12 protein-coding genes are annotated in these 20,631 nt (G+C 39.0%); 6 read left to right on the top strand and 6 right to left on the bottom strand.

The genetic code is table 11. The features are described from left to right. Nucleotides 1-108: 108 nt before the first annotated feature. Nucleotides 109-762 (bottom strand): DUF308 domain-containing protein, encoded by a 654-nt coding sequence (locus tag IFO69_RS10195; protein ID WP_192010003.1) that lies wholly within the window; start codon nucleotides 760-762, stop codon nucleotides 109-111. 72 nt (nucleotides 763-834) lie between these two features. Here IFO69_RS10195 and IFO69_RS10190 point away from each other — a divergent pair, with 72 nt between their 5' ends. Beyond that, entirely contained in the window at nucleotides 835-1,038 is a 204-nt protein-coding gene (locus IFO69_RS10190) for a hypothetical protein (protein ID WP_192010002.1), read from the top strand. Nucleotides 1,039-1,357: 319 nt separating this feature from the next. Here the strand turns inward: IFO69_RS10190 and IFO69_RS10185 are convergent, their stop codons facing one another. Then, entirely contained in the window at nucleotides 1,358-1,549 is a 192-nt protein-coding gene (locus tag IFO69_RS10185; protein WP_192010001.1) for a cold-shock protein, read from the bottom strand. A gap of 1,132 nt (nucleotides 1,550-2,681) precedes the next feature. Here IFO69_RS10185 and IFO69_RS10175 point away from each other — a divergent pair. Beyond that, a complete protein-coding gene (locus tag IFO69_RS10175) occupies nucleotides 2,682-2,900 on the top strand; it encodes a hypothetical protein (protein WP_192009999.1) in 219 nt (72 codons plus the stop codon). A 258-nt stretch (nucleotides 2,901-3,158) separates the two neighbouring features. Here the strand turns inward: IFO69_RS10175 and IFO69_RS10170 are convergent, their stop codons facing one another. Next, entirely contained in the window at nucleotides 3,159-4,142 is a 984-nt protein-coding gene (locus IFO69_RS10170) for a GTP pyrophosphokinase (RefSeq protein ID WP_192009998.1), read from the bottom strand. Between the two features lie 445 nt (nucleotides 4,143-4,587). Here IFO69_RS10170 and IFO69_RS10165 point away from each other — a divergent pair, with 445 nt between their 5' ends. The 4 genes from IFO69_RS10165 (at nucleotide 4,588) to IFO69_RS10150 (ending at nucleotide 12,312) form a co-directional block, all read left to right on the top strand. Further along, nucleotides 4,588-5,190, top strand: a complete 603-nt coding sequence (locus IFO69_RS10165; protein ID WP_192009997.1) for an RNA polymerase sigma factor — start codon at nucleotides 4,588-4,590, stop codon at nucleotides 5,188-5,190. A 170-nt stretch (nucleotides 5,191-5,360) separates the two neighbouring features. Next, nucleotides 5,361-6,455 (top strand): FecR family protein, encoded by a 1,095-nt coding sequence (locus IFO69_RS10160; protein ID WP_192009996.1) that lies wholly within the window; start codon nucleotides 5,361-5,363, stop codon nucleotides 6,453-6,455. A 113-nt stretch (nucleotides 6,456-6,568) separates the two neighbouring features. Then, nucleotides 6,569-10,144, top strand: a complete 3,576-nt coding sequence (locus IFO69_RS10155) for a TonB-dependent receptor (protein WP_192009995.1) — start codon at nucleotides 6,569-6,571, stop codon at nucleotides 10,142-10,144. A 17-nt stretch (nucleotides 10,145-10,161) separates the two neighbouring features. Further along, entirely contained in the window at nucleotides 10,162-12,312 is a 2,151-nt protein-coding gene (locus tag IFO69_RS10150; RefSeq protein WP_192009994.1) for a RagB/SusD family nutrient uptake outer membrane protein, read from the top strand. Between the two features lie 538 nt (nucleotides 12,313-12,850). On the opposite strand, the gene IFO69_RS10145 is transcribed toward IFO69_RS10150, so the two are convergent. The 3 genes from IFO69_RS10145 to IFO69_RS10135 all read right to left on the bottom strand — a co-directional run bounded on the left by IFO69_RS10145 (nucleotide 12,851) and on the right by IFO69_RS10135 (nucleotide 20,611). Further along, entirely contained in the window at nucleotides 12,851-15,493 is a 2,643-nt protein-coding gene (locus tag IFO69_RS10145; RefSeq protein ID WP_192009993.1) for a glycoside hydrolase family 95 protein, read from the bottom strand. Nucleotides 15,494-15,603: 110 nt separating this feature from the next. Then, nucleotides 15,604-17,265 (bottom strand): RagB/SusD family nutrient uptake outer membrane protein, encoded by a 1,662-nt coding sequence (locus IFO69_RS10140; RefSeq protein ID WP_192009992.1) that lies wholly within the window; start codon nucleotides 17,263-17,265, stop codon nucleotides 15,604-15,606. 10 nt (nucleotides 17,266-17,275) lie between these two features. Further along, nucleotides 17,276-20,611 (bottom strand): TonB-dependent receptor, encoded by a 3,336-nt coding sequence (locus IFO69_RS10135; protein ID WP_192009991.1) that lies wholly within the window; start codon nucleotides 20,609-20,611, stop codon nucleotides 17,276-17,278. Between the last annotated feature and the right edge of the window lie 20 nt (nucleotides 20,612-20,631).

Genomic DNA, 20,631 nt, shown 5'->3' with positions numbered 1-20,631 from the left:
ATCTTTATAATAGATCAAAAACAGTATAAAGGTGTAAGCCAATCAGTTTCCAAAGTAAGTTATGGCCTAAACTGAGAAATGACAAGTTAGAGGAGAGAGTACAGTTTGCTATTCAATAGAAAAGCTCACTCCTCCCTGGGGTCCATATTTTTGCGGTTGGCCAATAGAAAGCATCCAACGGTCATAGGTAGCCTTGGACAGCCACTGGACCTGATATTCCCCTGCCAAAGTTGGCTCAGCAGCAGCCTGACGGGCAAGGTCATGGGCAAGTTTATATACCGAACTGTCCTTCATGGGATTATGATGGAGGATAAATGACGCATAAAACTTGTCCCTAGGCTGCTCTATTTTTCCCTTCTGAATCATTTCTCTGACCTGTACCAATCGAAGACTGTCACGTGCTTTCATTTGTTCCTTAAATGGTGGAAGGAAAAATTTTAAGTTCATCCTGTCCCCTTGGTCCGTACTATGGGCATATCGCAGATCGTCCCCTACCTCCTGTGTCCGAACAATGGGCTCTGGCAATGGTTTAAGGAGCCCTATTCCCAGACAAATTATTATCATGGCCACAAGAATTAACGGTACCCTTAGCCGTCGCCATGCTAGCCTATTTCTGATCAACCAAACAACACTTGCGATCCCTATATACAACAATACACCAACCATTAGGGCCAATAGCAAAAAGGCAAACCATGAATATTGATAGGAAAGGTATCCTAAGGCCAGCAAGCAAATAGCTTGGATCATGTACTTCATCTTCATTTCTAATTGTTTTTTTTACTGCTTCTTTGACAATCAAATGCTGCTGATTAATGTTTCACCTACGAACACTTCATGTACGCCATTGTACATTTATTAATTATTTTTCATCCCACTGGGAAGAAAAAAATCGTACTGGCCGCCCGTATATTGACATTGACGGATTTTCAGCCTAATATAGCCAGCAAAGAAGCATTCGATAGAAAGGAAATCATTCAAGAACGGTACCGAAAAATAACTTTAATTGGAGGTATGGATGTACACTGGCCAAGGAAGTAGCTAAACCGACAGCAATTCCTGGTTTTTCAAAAGGCTGGTGAAACCAGGCCCATGCCATAGAAAGCCTTCAAAAAGGGGATTGGAATTTCTGTATAGCTATTTTCAGAGAAAAAATTTAAATCGTCTTCAGAGCGTATTTCTAAATTCCCTTCAAACAACGTAGAAGGTTCATCATGGGCCTGCCGACTGCATGGTCCGGCCATGCCCGTTCATGACCGCGACTGAAAGGACCGAACCGTTGCAAATGACCAAAAAAACTGACAAAAAAGAAAAAATGAAGTACCTCGAGGCAGAGCCATCGAGGTACTTCATTTAGTGCTTATATCCGTTCAACCCTGACCGCATTCAAGCCTTTCCTTCCTTGTTCCACATCATATTTAACCTCATCGTTTTCCTGTATCTGGTCAATCAACCCACTTTCGTGGACAAAAATATCATCGCCATTATCGTTCGGTGTGATAAAGCCGTAGCCTTTAGAATCGTTATAGAATTTTACTGTTCCTTCATTCATGTTTTATTGAATTTTGATTTGTTATTAATTTATTTTTGGTTTAAGGGTTTGGCGACAACCGTAGGCATAATAAGATGATAACTCACAATTTATGCCCCTGGAAAGTCATATTTACAAGCACTACCCTTTTGATATTAATGATATAATTTAGTCTCTTGTCATTCTTGCATTTTTTTGAGCAATTAATTTTTGAAAGTGGTGTCAGGACGGGGAAGTATTTCCCTTTCTGCCTTCCTTTCCAAGCTGGATTAATTGATCAAGACAATTTACAGGAAGAATTCCCTCAACTTCATGGAGTATTCTTATTACTTGTATTTTTTTGAAATAATCATATTAATTCATTCAGAGCTTACTAACTAGTTCCAAGGTAGCGGAGCATTTTGAAATGGGACTTTATGGCCTACCAAAATGACACCTTGGAAAATAGGGCCATTGATATTTTGCTACTGTCTTCCGCACTATGGGAGCAATTTTATGCTAGTGTACATGCAAATATCCAGAAACAAATGATGTTCTATTTGGTAATTCAATCCTTCTATGAGCCAAGAAAACACGCGGTTATTTTCTGAATAATTGCAGGTCTTGAGCAATTGGTGGATCATCCTTTCTCCTTTAACATCACCCTCTTTATTTATTTTTGAGAAAGCTACTTCGGGTATTATATGATATGGGTTGTCTGATAATGTTTTTTATTAAAGGGTATTTAGTAATGATAAAGAAACTTCGGCTTACTTAGAAAATACAATTTGTAGACTTAATTCAAATTGCAGCCTGAAGTCAACAATGAATTAAAAGTAGAAAAAAGAATTAAAGCCAATTGAAGGGAAAAACTCTTGAAATGCTACTCAGGCATTTATATTGCCGTCATTAATTAAGGTGATCAAAAATATATTTGAGACCTACCTTTTATCTTCTTCGGTAAAGGTAGTAAAAGATATTGAATTACTGTCATTTGTTTCTTAAAAGAGCTTCCTGTCATTCTTAAGTCAGTCAATAAATACCTTTGACTGAGGCATTACCCAAAAATTAAACAAAAAATTCAAAACATGTGATTCATGTAAGATTAATCAATCACATTATAGCAGAATCAAGATAAAAAATCTAACCTTTAGTAATAAACTAAAAAAGAATCATGAGCAAACAATTCGTACAAAACAACTATTATCCAGGTGATATAGTATACGCTAAGGTCAATCCAAATTTAAAACTGATTATAAGAAGGTATATTGATCAGATTTATTATTGTAAAATATTCGAATTTCCAGAAAAAAAAGAGTTGGTTTATTTCGAGAGGGAATTCGTTCCTAATGCTGGGCTAATAGAAAAAAACAAAAAATTAAGAGAGAAATAAAAGCTTCATATTGAACAAAACTGCTGAAATAAGAATTATCAGGAAATTTTAGGGCAAATTCTTAATGAAAAGGAGTTCTTTTAATACTTTCCCTTCAATGAAATAAATATAGATGGAAATTTGTCATGAAAAGATAGCTGATCCAAAACAAACTTAGTTAGCTCCAGCTGTCACTGAACTCTCTTAAAATTCACATAGGGACGTCGCCTATTCCCTCTATTCATTATACCTTCAATAAGCCGATTTTGCGTTATACCCCTAGCCTAAGGTATTGAAAATCCCTTGTTGGTGTTCAGATAAAATTGGCTTGAATTTTTTGATGTTGTACTTATACAAACAATAGCGAATTTTAGTATATGGATTCAAATGCTGATTTATACTTTTTTCAATTGTATCCACATAGGACAGATTTTCTTGCAAAGCTTCATTCAAAGCTCCTTCTGTAAAATCACTTTTCAATAGCAATATTTCTTGGACAAAACCATCAACCTTAAATTCCACAAAATCATAATCAGGAAAGTACTTTAACGCAACAAATAAGAACCTAAATACATCCAATGTTTTAAGTGTTTCGATTCGCCCACCTTTTTTCAGTCTATAATTTATCTTATTTTCTTCTTTTAAAATTTCTTTTTGAATGTTTGAAAATTCGTCATCTGCTATTTCAAAAAGGGCTGAAAGCCTGTTAATTCTTCGTTTCAATCCCTGAGGTATGCTTTTTTTATATTTTATTATGTGATCCAGAACACTCCATGCATCCTGAATAACTGTTCGAATCTGGAGCTCAATTTGTATGTCCTTAAACTTATCCGCACCATCAATTCCTTTCAGACCACGTTTCAAGACCAATTGCAGATGTAAACTTTTGTAGCCAAATTTATCCTCTGTCTTTTCTAGTTGGCTTGATTTATCCGTTATTTCTAACTCTTTGAAATACTTTCTAAGACCACGTCTTATTTCATAAACCTCTTCAGCATAAAAACAAACAGCACGAATACCAATCAAATCTGTAAGGTAATAACTGATTTTTACCTCTTTCTCCTTTTTATCAATAAATGGTAAATACTTTCTATTAAATTTACTTATACACTCATCGTAACTTTTTGTCCTGCCCTTTACCATTTCTACTTTGGGAATGGCTCCTATTAGTTTACAAAAGAATTCGACAGATGCATCGTGATGTTGCAATTGAGCATCATACCACGTTTTGAATTCCAGTATTCTCTTATCGATCTCGTTCATGGGACCACATATGAAAAGATTATTTTTAACGTTAACTCACAATCCAGGATCAAGCGAATAAAACAATATCATCACCAAGGTAGGTAAATTTATCGTAAAGCCTTAGTTCCTAAAACACCTCCTTTAGCTAATCTACCTATATTAACACCTCTAACTAAAATTAAATCTTGTCCAAACTGAACGTCTTATACTAAAAGCACATAGTTTTTACTAGCGATTGAAAAGAATAAAATTCCTTTCTACCACAATTTTTTTGGAAAACATTAATATACATCCAGTACAATACAGGACACATTATTGGCTCCTTAAACTTAAATTTATAATTAAGGTAAAGTAGTATACTATACTTTGTTTTTTATAGTAGCCGAGCATCTTACCCCACTTAAAAACATTACCACCATCATTAATTTTTACTTCAGGTCAATGGAAAATCTTAATGAAAAATATGACCATGAATAATGGTAGCAAGAAAAATGATGGTGAATTCCCTGATAAAAACACCAAATGGGAATCTATAAAGAACAACGATAAAAAGGCCTTGCTGTGGGTATATGAAAACTATGCAGAACAAATGCTTGGCTACGGCATGAGTTTGTTCGGGGACAGGGAGGTAGTAAAGGACGGCATTCAGGAAGTTTTTGTATCCCTTTGGAAATACCGTCACCAGTTTCAAGGGATTGATAATATAAAAGCCTATTTATTCAAAACTCTCAGAACTAAAATTCTTAAGGGCCAACAAAAGTCCCTACTAAGAAAACCCAAACTATTTTTTACAGAAACGACTTTTGTTGACCATGAGACAACGATAATCGAAAAAGAACATCAAGAACTATTACGTGCTAAGCTCAAAAAGGGTATGGAGGTTCTTCCGCCTAGGGAAAAAGAGGTAATTCGAAATCTTTTCTTTGAAAACCTTTCTTATGAGGACACCTCCTATATTATGGAAATAAATGTTCGCTCTGTGTACACCTTAGCATGGAAAGCCATTTCAAGGTTAAAAAAACATCTGCACATCCTGCTGATTATTTATTGCCTCCTACACTTATAAAGTGCTCCCCTGGACTGATGTTAGAAAATAATTTTAAAAATATCCTTTTTTAACGGATAACTTTTCGAATAATCACACTCTCACCTAATATCTAATCATAATCATCAGAAAAACCAATTAAGACATACCTAATTGGACTGCTCTGACAATATGGAAAACACTTATTGGGGATGGACTATTCAAAATATAAAACCGAGGATTTTGTACTTGATCCAGAATTCAGAAAATGGGTAAAAGATCCAAATAAACAACATAATTTATTTTGGAAAGCCTTTTTGGAGCAACACCCTGAGAAACTTGGTGAGGTAAATGATGCACGGAAAATACTGCTGAACACACCATGGGAATTGGCACAATTTAAGGAGGGAGAAATGGAGAATCTGTGGGAAACCATAGATAATCTTACCGAGAAAATGGAGACATTAAAAGCTTTAGAAATTGTCCCCATCAATAGTGAAAGTTTTCTCCATCGGACCGCAAAGAATGATAGCAAACAAAACACTGGAAAACATCAGTTTTCTAACATTGCAGCGATACTAATACTGGCCATCGCTTCAAGCTATATCTTGGCATTTTTCACCATTGATAAAAACGATAAAGATCCCATAATTCCAATCTTGAAAACAACGGCAGCCCCCTTAGGAAGTAAACTTCATTTTATGTTACCGGATGGAACCAAAGTAATTTTAAATGCCGGAAGTGACCTCCAATATTATCCCAATTTTACTGACAGCATCAGGGAAGTTTACCTTAGCGGCGAAGGCTATTTTGAAGTTCAAAAAGACACGGCAAGGCCTTTTATAGTCCACTCAGGTGATTTAGCTACGACTGCATTGGGAACCTCCTTCAATATTGCCGCATATAAAGAATATCCTACTGAAGTTGCCTTGCTGAGCGGTTCAGTTAAGGTTATGTTGGAAAATGAAGGGAAGAATGAAAACAAAACCATCCTTACCCCTGGAAAACTGGCTAAATACGACCCAATAAACAACAAACTCATAACAAGTTCTTTTTCCCCTGAAAAAGTCACCGCATGGCAGAACGGAACCCTGGTATTGGATCGCGCAAATAAACAAGAAGCGATCGATCGGCTTGAACGCTGGTATGGCGTAAAAATTCAGGACCATTTAAAAAAGAATCAGCAAAAATGGTCATACAGTGGCAGTTTTAACAACCAAAGTCTACGAAATGTCTTGGTAGTTATGTCATACTCCCTAAAGTTTGACTTTTCCATCAAAAAAGACACCGTGCACATATTTAATTGATAACAAATAAAAACCCAAATCTATGAAAACAACCTTCACAAAAACTTTCCTGAGGCATTGTTCTCAGGAATCCAATGATTTTAAACATTTACCAATTTAATCCAAAACAAACCATGAAAATAACCCAAACACTCTGGTGGATAACAGGCACAGTTCGCCTGTTCATTTACCTTTCCTGTCTGATGTGCTGTGGACTCAGCTATGCAGGGCTTGTCAAAGGACAGACCCCGAAGAATATTGAACAGGTTTTCCTCGATATCGATATTAAGGGATCATTTGAAGCAGTAGTCGATGAACTTGAAGATAAAACTGGATACCTTTTCGCTTATAATGAGACCGATTTGAAAAATATGGGTGAAATTAGCCTCTCCTATCAAAATGCCTCCCTTTATAGGGTACTAACAGATATAGTCCAACAAACTGGACTCCACTTTAAACAAGTAAACAATAACATCAGTGTAACTCGCCCTCCTTCTTCCCCCTTTGTTGAAATTGTAGAAACACTAGACATAGAAGTAACAGGTACGGTTATTTCGGGGGAGGATAACCTTCCACTGCCTGGAGTAAATGTAGTCATAAAAGGGGCTGGAACCGGAACCGTAACAGATATTGATGGAAAATATTCCCTATCGGTTCCTGATGCTTCCACCATCTTGGTATTTTCCTCAATTGGTTTTCAAACCAAGGAAGTTGTGGTAGGAAGCAGCACTCGACTGGACATTACCATGGAGGTAGACATGCAACAGCTCGGCGAGGTAGTAGTAATCGGCTATGGAACCCAGAAAAAGAGTGACCTTACTGGTGCCATTTCCAGCGTAAGTGCCGAAAAAATAGAAGAGCGACCCGTAACAAATGTAGTACAGGCACTGCAAGGCAATGCTGCTGGTGTCCATGTAAATTCAAATGTAAGACCTGGAGAATTGCCTACAGTTCGGATCAGAGGGAATCGGTCCATTAATGCCTCTAACGATCCTCTATATGTCATTGACGGGATACCCGTTATTTCCCAATTGGGTGTAAATAGTTTTTCACTCAATGATATCAATCCTAATGACATAGCCTCTGTAGAAATCCTTAAGGATGCCTCGGCAACGGCCATTTACGGTTCTAGAGGTGCAAATGGAGTGATTTTAGTAACCACTAAAAAGGGAAAAAAAGGAAGGCTCCAGGTAAATTATAATTCTACCGTATCCTTCGATTCCTATAAAAACCTGACTGTTTGGAAAAATGGAGGTCAATATATTGACCTTTGGAGAGAATCCATGATCAACGGAAGGCTTTACGGCGATGCGAATGTTGAAGACCTAAGCCTACCAGCTCAGTCTTGGTACCCTGATCCATTTTTGGATGAGGAAGTACTAGGGCTAAGCCAAGACACCTATGCCCGTGATGGTGTTTGGATGGGTTATGAATGGGAGGAGTTTGGAGTAACACCACGGTATCGCCCTACCACAGCTGCCGAACAGGCAATGGGATGGCCAGACCAAGTTCCAATCTACAATTCAGAAAACGTACGCACTTATGATTGGCAGGATGAAGTAACCAGACAAGGCATTACAAATATCCAACAGCTATCCCTTTCTTCTGGCAGTGAAAATTCAAGTTTGTACCTTTCTTTAGGTTATTACAACCAGGTCGGTGTCCAGAAAGATCAGGATTTTGAACGTTTTACCCTCAACATAAACGGAGACATATCCCCCACCAAATGGCTAACGGTAGGATCTTCAGTGTTAGGCTCCTTCTCCATCCAGAACTATGGATTCATGGGACCCAATACCAGCAATACTGGGTCAAAAGATCTTTTTTCCAGGGCTAATGATCAGTTTCCCTATGCGATCCCTAGGGATGATGCCGGAAATTTAATCCAAAACCCAGGAGGAAATCTAAATCTATGGAACCCTATCATGGACATCGATCAAGCCATTAATGAACGCCGGGCTTCCTCCTTAATGGCCAATATTTATACCGAAATTAAATTCACACCTTGGTTAAGGTACCGATTGAATTTTGGTGGGCAAATGCGAAATTTCAGAAATGGTAGTTGGACAGGCCCTGAATCTTCGAATCACCTTACCGTACGTCCTAATACCGCTGGGATGAGTAGGGAAGAAAATTTCTCTTGGGTAGCAGAGAACCTACTATTTATTGATAAAACTTTCAATGACATCCACACCATCGGTGTGACTTTGCTCCAATCATCACAATATTCCAGAATGGAAGGGTTGAGTATAGGCGTGTCCAATACCATTGTACCTGCCAGTATGTGGTATGACCTTAGCTCCAATACGAATGGAAGACCAGATGGGTATGGCTCATCATTTACTGAAAATACTATCCAGTCATATATGGCTAGGGTAAACTATACCCTTATGGACAAATACCTGTTAACCGCATCAGGGCGATATGATGGAGCATCTGTCCTCGCGCCTGGTCAAAAATGGGATTTTTTCCCATCCTTCTCCGTGGCTTGGAAAATACAGGAAGAGGAATTTATGTCCAATGTCAACTGGATGGACGAGTTAAAGGTAAGGTTGGGATATGGCGTAACAGGCAATTCCTCTGTAAGCCCCTACACCACTAGTGGCCCCTTGAGCAGGAATCCATACGTATTTGAAAGCAATGCAGCGATCGGTTTCTTGCCACAACTTGTTCGAAATCCAGACTTAGGTTGGGAAAAGACAGCACAGTTAAATGCCGGGCTAGACTTTATGACCTTTAAGGGTCGGATCAAGGGTACTTTTGAATTCTATAAAATGAATACTACAGGGCTGATCTTCCAAAGGAGTATTCCTGCTGTAACTGGATATGTACAAAAATTCGAAAATATTGGCAGCACCCAAAATCGTGGATTTGAATTGACCCTTTCCACCATTAACATGGACAAAGGAAATTTTTTCTGGCAGACTGATATCAATTTCGGCATCAACCGTGAAGAAATAACAGAACTTGTAAACGGTGAGGAAGATATGATTTCCAATAATCTTTTTATCGGACATCCCATCCACACCTTCTATGATTATGAGAATGACGGCATTTGGCAAAATACGGAAGCAGACTTAGAAGAAATGAGGCAATTCAATGAAAACGGCCATCGTTTTTATCCTGGAACGGTAAAGGTCGTTGACCAGAACGGGGATTACACCATCAATGCTGACGATCGTGTCGTAGTAGGAAGCCGACAACCTAAATGGACGGGAGGTCTCACCAATACATTTGGGTATGGGGACTGGACCTTGAGCTTTATGGCCTATGCGCGTATAGGTCAAACTTATATGGGAGGCTACCCACATTACGGGGGTATTTACCCCAATGGTCGATATGAAACCGATTTTTGGGACTGGGACAACCCTGGTGGTAAGTGGCCCCTTCCAATCATGGGGGCGAACGTAGAAAACATCAGTAGTTCCATGCAATTCAATGACGGTTCGTTTGTGGCAATCCGTCATATCACTTTGGGCTACCAATTCCCTACCAACATTGTTGAAAAACTATTCCTTTCCAACTTATCAATCAATGCACAGATAATCAATCCTTTCCTTTTCGGGGGTGAGGTTGTCGGCTGGGGTATCAATCCTGATGATGATAACTCCTGGGAACGAAGGAATGGCTCTGGTGATGTACTTGGTGGTATGAACAGCAATACCATTCTTCCCCAAAGTCTTGTATTCACTTTAAAGGCAGGATTTTAACCTAAAATAGCGACATCATGAAAAAATATAATTATATCATCACCATGATTTTGGCCATCGGGCTATTCTCATGCACAGATTTTCTAGAAGAAAAACAGGTTTCCAACCTCACACAGGATTATTACAATGACGAAAACGGTTTGGAATCACTGATCAACGGACTATATGTCTATGCAAGGGTAAAACATGAATGGGATGCCAATGGTGCTAGACTTACACAGGCAGAAACGGACGCCTACATGACCACTAATGCTTCATGGGCTAGAATGGAAAACGGTATTTATGGTAATGACCTGAGCAACATTGCTGGTAATGTCAACAATTATCTTGGATCAGCCAATTCAAGTTATGCACCGATGGGTGCCTACCCCCATATCAACAATTGCAACATTGCATTAGACATCATTGAGAATTCGGCTCCGGGAATCTATGGTACTGACCAAGAATTTGCTGACCAGAGAAAAGGGGAAGTCTTGTTTCTAAGGGCTTGGGCCTTCTACCTTGTATCCAATCAACTGGGCGATGTTCCTTTGCTATTGACTCCCAAAAGTGAAGATAACGGAATTTATTATTACCCCAAATCTACCCTTGAAGACATCTATACTCAGATTATTTCGGATGTCCGCTTTGCCTATGAGCACCTGCCTACCACTGCACCTAGGGGCAGGGTTACAAAATGGGCTGCTGGTCACTTTTTAGCAAAGCTTTACTTGAACAGGGCCCAGGCTGCCGGATTTCAAAATAATGGTCAGGAACACTTGGCCATGCTGTATAAAGGAAGTGTTACTACTGATCTGGATAGTACTATTTTCTATGCTTCTGAGGTTATTGATAATTCACAGGGCCTTGCCCCGGACTATTGGACTTTGTTTGATCCTGCAATTTCAGAAACCAATCCACATTCTGAAGTAATCTGGTCAGCACAATTTGACACCAATATTGGACTGAATGGAAGATTTGGAGGAAATCGATCAGTCAATTATCATGTTGGCAATTATACCCAAGAAAGTGGAGTTAGCAGGACTATGGAATATGGAAGACCGTTCGGTACATTCAAGCCCACTGATTGGGGCTATGATAACTTCAACAGCAAAATGCACGATTCAAGATATGCCAAAACGTTCAGACATGAATATATTAGCAACATGCCTAATGCCACATCCACTTCTTATAACTGGAATCAGACAAGTGCTAATTGGTGGAATGCAAACAAACCCGCTGATGCCCCAACGGTTTCTGCTGGAGAAAAGAGGATCAAACAAGGGGAATCTGCGTTGATTTACCTTGAAAACTCAAGAGAAGATGCCTTGGACTCCTTGACTGCAATGAGCCAGCCTTACCAGTTCATGGTTAGGTGGGTCCGTTCTGCTTCGACAGGCAACTACTATTACCGATTATTTATCAACGGTGCCAACATGGGTTTGGCTACTCAAACAGCCCCCTACCTTTCGGTCAAAAAGTACGTGGATCCATTGAGGGGAGGAAGTTCGGATGAGGGGAATTTCAACAGTGAACAGGGAACCAGGGATGCTATCTTAATGCGTTTGGCAGAAACCTACCTGATCAGGGCGGAGGCATACGGCAGAAAAGGAGATTATGGGTCCGCTGTCGCAGATATTAATGTCCTTAGAGAAAGGGCTGCTTACAAAGGTGGCGAATCCAGGCCTGGGGTACTGGTTCAATGGTATCCTGAAGCCAATCAACTAAGTCCAGTTGAGTTGGCCCCACCCTACCCAGCATCAGGAAATTCTTATAGTGAACTAGCAGTTACTGAAGCCTTTTTTACACCAGGTACAATAGAAGCAGAAAGAGAAGGATATATCCCTACAGTTGCCTCAAAAGAAGAAATGTTCATCCACTTTATTTACAATGAAAAGAACAGGGAGTTTTTGGGAGAGGGCATTATGTGGGAGGACCTTCACAACGCAGGTATACTTTACGATAGGGTTTATTACCACAACCAGATGGCGTCAAGTGCCTCAGGTCTTTGGCCTGTGGCAACAAATACAGGTGGCGGAAATGGTCAAGACGGAAATGGAAAAGGTCAATTACAGCCACACCACACATTCAGGGTATGGCCCTTTAACTACTTGGATCAATTGACAGATGAAAACGGCGATCCTTTAGGTCCTGATGAAAGATCAGCTTACCAGAATCCAGGTTATTGATAAAACCACTTAAAATTTCATAGGTTATTTTTAGACCTATTGGGGTTTGTTAAAAATTAAACCAGCCTTTTATGAAGGCTGGTTTTTTAATGTTTAATTCCAAAAATTGTAATTAAGTAATCTGTATATCCGCTATTTCACCAGTAAATTTACCCCTTCAAAACATTCTCTCAAAAACAGCTCAGATCTCACAGAAATGATTGTCTAAACCTTTCTACTGCCCCTCCTAGGCCCGTGGAATCTCCGTTGTGGGACGGACAGGCAGTGGGAGTCAGGTTACTGGTGTTAAAATGGTCCATATTAATGAATGTAACATTTTTAACATTGACTCTTTAACCCATATTTAACCCCTAGTTAAGCCGTGTTTATCCCGTGTTTTAGCCGTGTTTCTCTTATCAGTGATTCAGGCTTGTCTACACCTTAAGTCCTGGAAAAACTTGGGTACATACCTTTCAATATTTTGGTTATAAGACCCCTGTAGTAGTTTGTCAGAAAAAAACATTCTGTGTTGTATTCCCAAATTACTCTCTCTATAAATTCACTTTACAACATGAATTTCATAAACTTCACCAGACTTAGCGAGGAAATCTATAGCTTCACTTTCTGGGAATTCCATTTCAATTAATTGGGAAGAGTCTTTGATGATCTCTCCTCCAGATTTTACATACTTAAATAATTCATTAGGATTATCCCCCTTTGCCGCAATAGTTGATGCATTAATAACCTTCACAGGTTTATTGGTTCTGACCCTACAATTCCCCTCCAAAGAAGAATGGATAATAGCATGTGTCAATTCTCCATTTTCCCAAGCCAGGTCTATTTCAAAACCTCCTCTCGCCTTAAGTCCTTTTACTTGACCACTTTTCCAAGCTTTCGGTAACGCAGGAAGAAGATAGATTTCTCCATTATGACTTTGCACCAACATTTCCGCAATTCCAGCCGTAGCCCCAAAATTCCCATCAATCTGGAATGGTGGGTGCGCATCAAAAAGATTGGTATATGTTCCGCTGCGAGAACTCCCCTCTTCACCTTCTCTTACTAGTTGAAGAAGATTTGTTAACAATTTCAACGATTTATCACCATCATACAGCCTGGCCCATATATTCACTTTCCATCCCATAGACCATCCTGTTGCTTGATCACCTCTCCTAACCATTGATTGTTTGACTGCTTTAGCTAACTCCGGGGTATTCCACATATCAATCTGATTACCGGGATGAAATCCATACAAATGAGAAATGTGTCGATGATGAGGCTCTTGTTCCTCAAAATCAAATTGCCACTCTTGAAGCTGACCATACTTCCCTATTTGATAAGGTAATAATTTTTCCAGCTTTAAGCTTATTTCTTCCTCAATATCGGTATCATAACCAAGTTTCTGACAGGCTTCTAAATAACGTGAAAATGATTCTCGGATAATCGCCATGTCCATAGTTGGCCCAGGGCTTTGGGTAGAAAATTCTTTATCTCTAAAATAAAACTTGTTTTCTGGACTATGTCCAACGGGGGTCACCAAATAGCCTTCCCTGTTAGGCACCAACCAGTCTTTGTAAAATAACACTGCCCCTTCCAATAAGGGGAATATTTCTGTTTCTAAAAACTCTTTATCCCCTGTGAACAAATAACGCTCCCACATATGGCTCAGCAACCAACCTGCCGTCATTGGCCAAAAAGAACAGGCACATAAATCCACAGGTTCTGCATGCCTCCAAACGGTCATATTGTGATTGGCCACCCAACCTTGATTGCCAAACATATCCCTGGCAGTTACTTCACCATTAATGGCTAATTCCTTTATTGCTTGAAACAAAGGCTCATGACATTCTGAAAGATTGGTCAGTTCTGCTGGCCAGTAATTCATTTCTAAATTAATATTCATCGTATAGGCACTCGCCCATGGAGGGATGACTTCTGCATTCCAAATACCTTGTAAGTTGAGCGGTTGGCCACCTGGTCTGGATCCTGATATCATCAAATACCGACCAAATTGAAAGTACAAACCAACTAGTGATTGGTCTTGGCCATTTTGGAAAAGTTTTACCCTCTGGTCCGTTGGTAGCTTGGATTGCTTTCCAGGTTTCTCTATGCTTAAAGCAACTCGGTTAAATAGACCTTTATAATCAGCTAAATGTCGTTGACATAATTCATCATAATCTTTCTCTTTGACATCATTGAACAAGCCTTTCACTTTGGCCTCATAATCAACCCCTTCAAATGCTGGTGACTTATCAAAGCCATTATAACTGGTAGCGGCAGAAATAATAAACACAGCTTCATCAGCATTTTCTACATATGCTGCATCATCTTCGACTACTACCTTGCCTCCTTTATTTCTGGTTACCACTCTAGTGTCAAATGCCATCCCTAAACCAAAAACCTCTTCATCATACATGACTTGCTTGGCTCCTGGCTTTACCTTTCCTTCCTTATCAAATATTTCAGGGTATTTATGTTGATCCCCTTCCCTAATAACCCTTTCAAGGTCTCTTCTTAAGGCTATTCCCGGTGCTTTTCCTTGAAGAACGAGTTGATTCCCATCTTTAAAATTCTTGGCTGTGGGTTCATGTGGTGTTGAAAGGCTGACTTTACAGTTAATCATACCAGGTTTATCGGCACTTACTTTTACAACAATGATATGGTCAGGATAGCTGGCAAAATACTCCCTAGTATAATTTACCCCATCCACTTTGTATTTAACTGAAACTATCGATTTACCTAAATCCAAGCTTCTCTTATAATCTTTTACCTGTCCATCATGATCAAACTCCAACCATAAATCCCCCATGGGCTGAAAGCACTGCTGCGCTCTTCCCAACCAATCTTTCTGGATAATGTCCTGAGCCTTTTTATACTCACCATCTTCAAGCAACGCCATCACTTCAGGATAACGCTTTCGTACATTGATACTCTTAAATGTATAATCTGGATCTCCAGAATAAAGGGTAGCTTCATTCATTTGGATTCTCTCTTTTTCAACACCACCAAAGACCATTCCCCCCATAAAAGCATTTCCTATTGGGATGGCTTCTGTCCATTCCTTTGCAGGTTTGTCATACCAAACCTCTAAATCTTGCTTAATATTTGAGTTAACGGTGACTTTCTGGCCAAAAGAAGAAAATGAAACTAAAAAAAAGATAAAACAAATGGCTTTAATTTGGAGATACCGTCCTGTATAATTCATAATGTTCATTAATAAACCGATAAATAAAGTGCGCAGCCATTGGCCACGCACTGATAAGTGATTAAAATTAGGCCAGAAAGACCAAAAACTTAGTATCCATCTCAATTTATTTAGAAATATCCTGGATTTTGACTTAGCTGAGCCTCAGTATTGGTCTCAATTTCCCTAAAAGGAATAGGCCACAAATTTTGATGGTCAGAAATTCTATCTCCAGTTATAGGATTATATTGCTTTACTCTTTCAACGAGTTTGCCCAATCGCATAAGGGTCAGTAGACGCAGCTCTTCCCAGGCCAACTCTCTAGCCCGTTCATCCAAAATATAATCTATGTCCACTTCCCCAGCTGCAACAGGATTAGCATTGGACCTCGCTCTTACCACATTGATATCAGCAGCAGCACTGCTCTGATCTCCCTTGCCTAAATATGCCTCTGCACGTAAAAGGTAGGTTTCAGCTAATCGGAAAATGTACTGATCAGTGAAAGAATTATTGGAAGAATTATTAAGCAAGCCTGTTGCAGGGTCAAGCACAAATTCATCGGGAAAGTTATTAATAGGTGCTACTTTTGCAAAAATCACACTCCACCATCTATCTAAAGTGTTGGGGAAATTTTCTATCGCTCCACTTTCTACGATCTTTTGTCCATAATAAGCCGACTCAGGATTATTGGCCACAATATCCCTCATGATATTATTCCCTGAATTCCGGATATCATTGTCAAAATCACTTTCCCAAATTTGTTGTCTTACATATGGAGTAGGTGCATACCAGCCTATCCCCCGTCCTCCATATTGATTTGATGGACCAATAAAAAGATTTTTATCATCTGGATCTTTTAACTGCCAATACATGGGAATCAGAAACCTGGGCCAAGGGTTTCCAGCACCACCTCCATCAATCAAGTACTCATACTGCCTTACCCAGATTGACTCCATGTTACCACTGGTCCGGTTTTGATTATTTCTTCTGAAAAGGTCCCAGTAAACATCTCCTTCTTCATTCATTCTAGTACCAAACCTTTCGGTCATTAATCTGTAATTTGGATTATTGATCACTGCTGATGCCGCGGAGATAGCTGCATCCCAATCTTCGTTGATCAAATAAACCTCAGCCAATAAATGATTTGCCGCTGCTTTAGTCAGTCTTCCTGTTTCAGAAAGCTCTGTAACCTCTGGTAAATTGGAAACTGCAAATTGCAGATCAGTGACAATTTGTGAAATTACTTCATCTTTTGTGGCTCTGGTAAAATCTCTTCTAGGACTTGTTACCTCTTCCAAAATAATGGGAACTCCTCCATATAAGATGACTAAGGTTCTATAAGCCAAGGCTCTAAAAAACATGGCTTCTGCTTTGTACGTATTTCTCTCAGCTTCAGAGGTAAATCCAATATTTTCTGCATCTATTCTACCTATAACTACATTGGCATCAAAAACCATTCGGTATAAATTTCCCCAAACATTATTGACTACAGAAGTCGTTGGAGTAAGTTTATCAGTATAGAGGTTTAGATCATGAGTAATATCAATAGCATCCCATGCAATATCAGTAGGATAATGCATTGCCCTTCCTTCATTACTGTTTATGTTTAATAGGGTTGGGAAAACATTTTCATAGATTCTGGCCACAGCTGCATTAAAATCAGAGGGTTTGGAAAATGAATTACTTGGTGTGTAGAAATCAAGAGGCTCTTCTTCCAACCATTCTGATTCATTACAAGAAACACTTGCGATCAATAGCAAGATGGGCAGTATGATTTTATATCTTCGTTTCATGGCTGTTCTATTAAAATTCAATGTTTAAACCTAGGGTATAATTTCTCATTAATGGAACACCAGCCACCAAACCTACTCCGGTTTCAGGGTCCCAACCTTCCCACTTGGTCCAAGTGGCTAAGTTCTTACCACTCAGGTTAACTTTGAGATTTCGGATGTGTAACCTCTCCAAAAACTCAGAGTTAAAATTGTAAGCGATCGAAACATCCTGCAGTCTCACAAAATTTCTCTGGTCATATGGCCTTCCATCAAAGCTGGATGGAGTATCCAACCTTCTATATTTGGCATTTGGATTCTCTGGCATCCAGTAATCAAAAGCCATGGCGTTGGAATAGGATAATTGATCCTTCTTAAACAAAGCTCCGTCTTGATAGGGGCTTCCATCTGCATAGTAATAGTCTTTTCCTCCTTGGATTGAATTAATAAATACATAAACAGAGAAGTTCTTGTATCTAAAAGTATTGCTGATCCCAAATCTGTAGGATGGATCTCTGTATCCAAGGATCTTTCTATCATCAGGTGTAATCGTACCATCTCCATTCGCATCATCCAATTTATAGGTTCCAGAGAAGAAGCCATCCGGAACTTCATCTTCCAACTGCCACATACCTATTACCTCATAGTCAAATACTACATTTTGAGGTTCACCTATAAAGAGTTGATTGGAGACAATATCATCCTCTTTTCCATCCCCATTATTATCCGCTCCCAGTATAGAAACTATTTCGTTTCTATTTCGTGAGATATTGAACCCTGTTTCAAGGCTCATATCGGAATTTTGGATGATTCTTCCATTTAATGCCAATTCTAAACCGTGGTTTTTAACATTTCCGATATTGGTAGAAATGCTGGAAAAACCTGTAATGATTGGAATCTGAATATCATACAATATATTTTCAGTGTTATTTCTGTAATACTCTATATTACCATATAGCCTTGATTTAAGTAGTTCAAAATCAAACCCAATATTTAATCCAGTGGTAGTTTCCCATTTTAGGTTATCGTTTGCCATACTTGAAATCCATTGACCGATAGTGGCACTTCCGCCATCTCCAAAAACTATACTTTGGGTTGACCCCATTCGTGCCAATGTTTGATAACGAGAAAGCCCTCTTCTACCTGTTTGCCCATAAGAAACCCGAAACTTTAAATAATCTATTCCACTGTATTCCATAAAGCTTTCCTCACTCATCACCCAACCAGCTGCAATGGAAGGAAATATACCAAACTTGCTATTTGAGCCAAAACCGGAAAACCCATCCCTCCTCACAGTTGCGGTAAGCATATACCTATCGTTAAAAGTGTAGATTGCCCTTCCCATAGTATATAAACTGGTCTCTTTTTCTGCGCCAGAACTAAGTGAGTTTAATGTTGGATCACCAGCATCCAATTTATTATAGCCTAAAGTTGGGTTGACAAAGTTTTGGGCCGAGGAATTCGTGTAATTGGTCTGGATATTTTCCACTCCATAAAGAAGAGTAACATTCAGCTTATGGCTATCATTAAAGCTTCTTTTATAAGAAATGATATTGTCAAAAATATAACTATACCTTTCATTCCTGTTTTTATATCCTGAACCAGTATAATTTGCACCCCAAGGATTAAATTGATTATGGATATTATTAATATAATTATTACCAAAATTCAACCTGTAATTAAAGCCATCAAGAAATGGGAGTTGTACATCAAAATGAAAATTACCAAACAGGTTCAACCGCTTCTCTTCATCATCTATTTGATATTGTAAAAATGGATTCAAACCTGTACCATTAGGCTCTAACACATAATCACCATTGTCATCATATAATGGAGCGAATGTCTGTAAGTGAAACACTGCACCTACACCTGGTGACACACCAGAATAATCACTTGAGGTCAAAAATGTCTCCATTCCAAATTTTAACCAGTCTGTAATTTTAGTATCCATATTGATATTCAGACTGATTCTCTGATAATCATCATTCTTGATAAAGCCTTTCTGATCTAAAATGCCGGCTGAAACAAAATAACCGGAATTTTCAGATCTACCTCTGATGCTTATATCATGTTTATTGATATGTCCATCACCAGTCAACATCCCCCACCAATCATTGTCTAAATTATTTTCATACCCTTCTGAAATTTGTAGCGTTTTTAAAAATGGGACAACTGAAAAATCTTGGTTAGGTGTAAGGTACTCAGGACCAATCCTACTATCCGTCCAATACACATCATCTAAAAAAGCTTTGCTTTCAGCGGTATTAAAAGGCTCAAGTGTTTTGGAAGGCACTTGAAGAGAGAATTGGCCAGAGTAATTAATAATGGGCTTTCCTTCTTGCTTTCCCTTTTTGGTAGTAACTAATATGACACCATTTGAAGCTTGGGATCCATACACTGCAGCAGCACTTCCATCTTTTAATACTTCTACAGACTCTACAGAGGCGGGATTGATATCCACCATACTTCCTCGGTAGATTATTCCATCTAAAACAATTAAAGGCGCATTGTCCCCGGCAGAGCTTGATAAAGTATTTTGGCCCCTAATGTCAATCCTAGGGTTAGCACCTGAACTTGTTGTTGCACCTACATTTAATCCTGGTACCCTACCTTGCAGTGATTGGAAGAGATTTACATTGGGTAATTCTTCTTGCTGCTTTACATCAACACTGGCTACAGCTCCAGTTAAATCCCTCTTTTCTACTGTACCATATCCAATAACCACCACTTCATCTAAAGACTGAGTATCCAGGGATAGTGTTACATCCAATTCTGTCCTACCATCTACAGGAATCTCCTGTTTCATATACCCAATGAATGAATAAACGAGTATACCATCGTCCGGTACATTCTCAATGAAATAGTTTCCGTCTAAATCTGTCACTGTTCCTGAAGAAGTACCTTTTATTAAAATACTGACTCCGGGTATAGGTTCGTTATCCTCATCCCTTACTGTACCTTTGACGGTTAGCGCAACATTAATATGTTGTTCAACTTTAGGCTGTAAAGACCTCTTGACACTAATGCGGTCGTTAACCTGTTTGAATTGTAGTTGGTATGATTCTGCGAGCAAATACAATACACTCTCTAATGTTTCATTTTTTACAGAAAGTGTAATGGGTAAAACTTCCTTGACCAAGTTCTGCTCATAAAAAAAGGAGAATTCAGTTTGAGTACCGATTTTTTCAAAGACCTTATCAATGCTCGTTTGTTTGACGTCAAATGAAACTTTGACTTTGGACATATCGGTTTTGAATTGCGAATCAGTAGATGCCAGCGCATTGTAAGAACAGACAACCATCAAAAGGTAGGCTATAATAAGCTGATAGCACCTACCTTTTGGAATTAGCAATGGTATTAAATGTTTCATACTTAGTTATTTTGGTTGAA

The organism is Echinicola arenosa, assembly GCF_014841125.1.
Taxonomy (GTDB): Bacteria; Bacteroidota; Bacteroidia; order Cytophagales; family Cyclobacteriaceae; genus Echinicola; species Echinicola arenosa.
The sequence above is the reverse complement of the archived record's forward strand: the minus strand, read 5'-3'. Positions and strand labels throughout refer to the sequence as shown.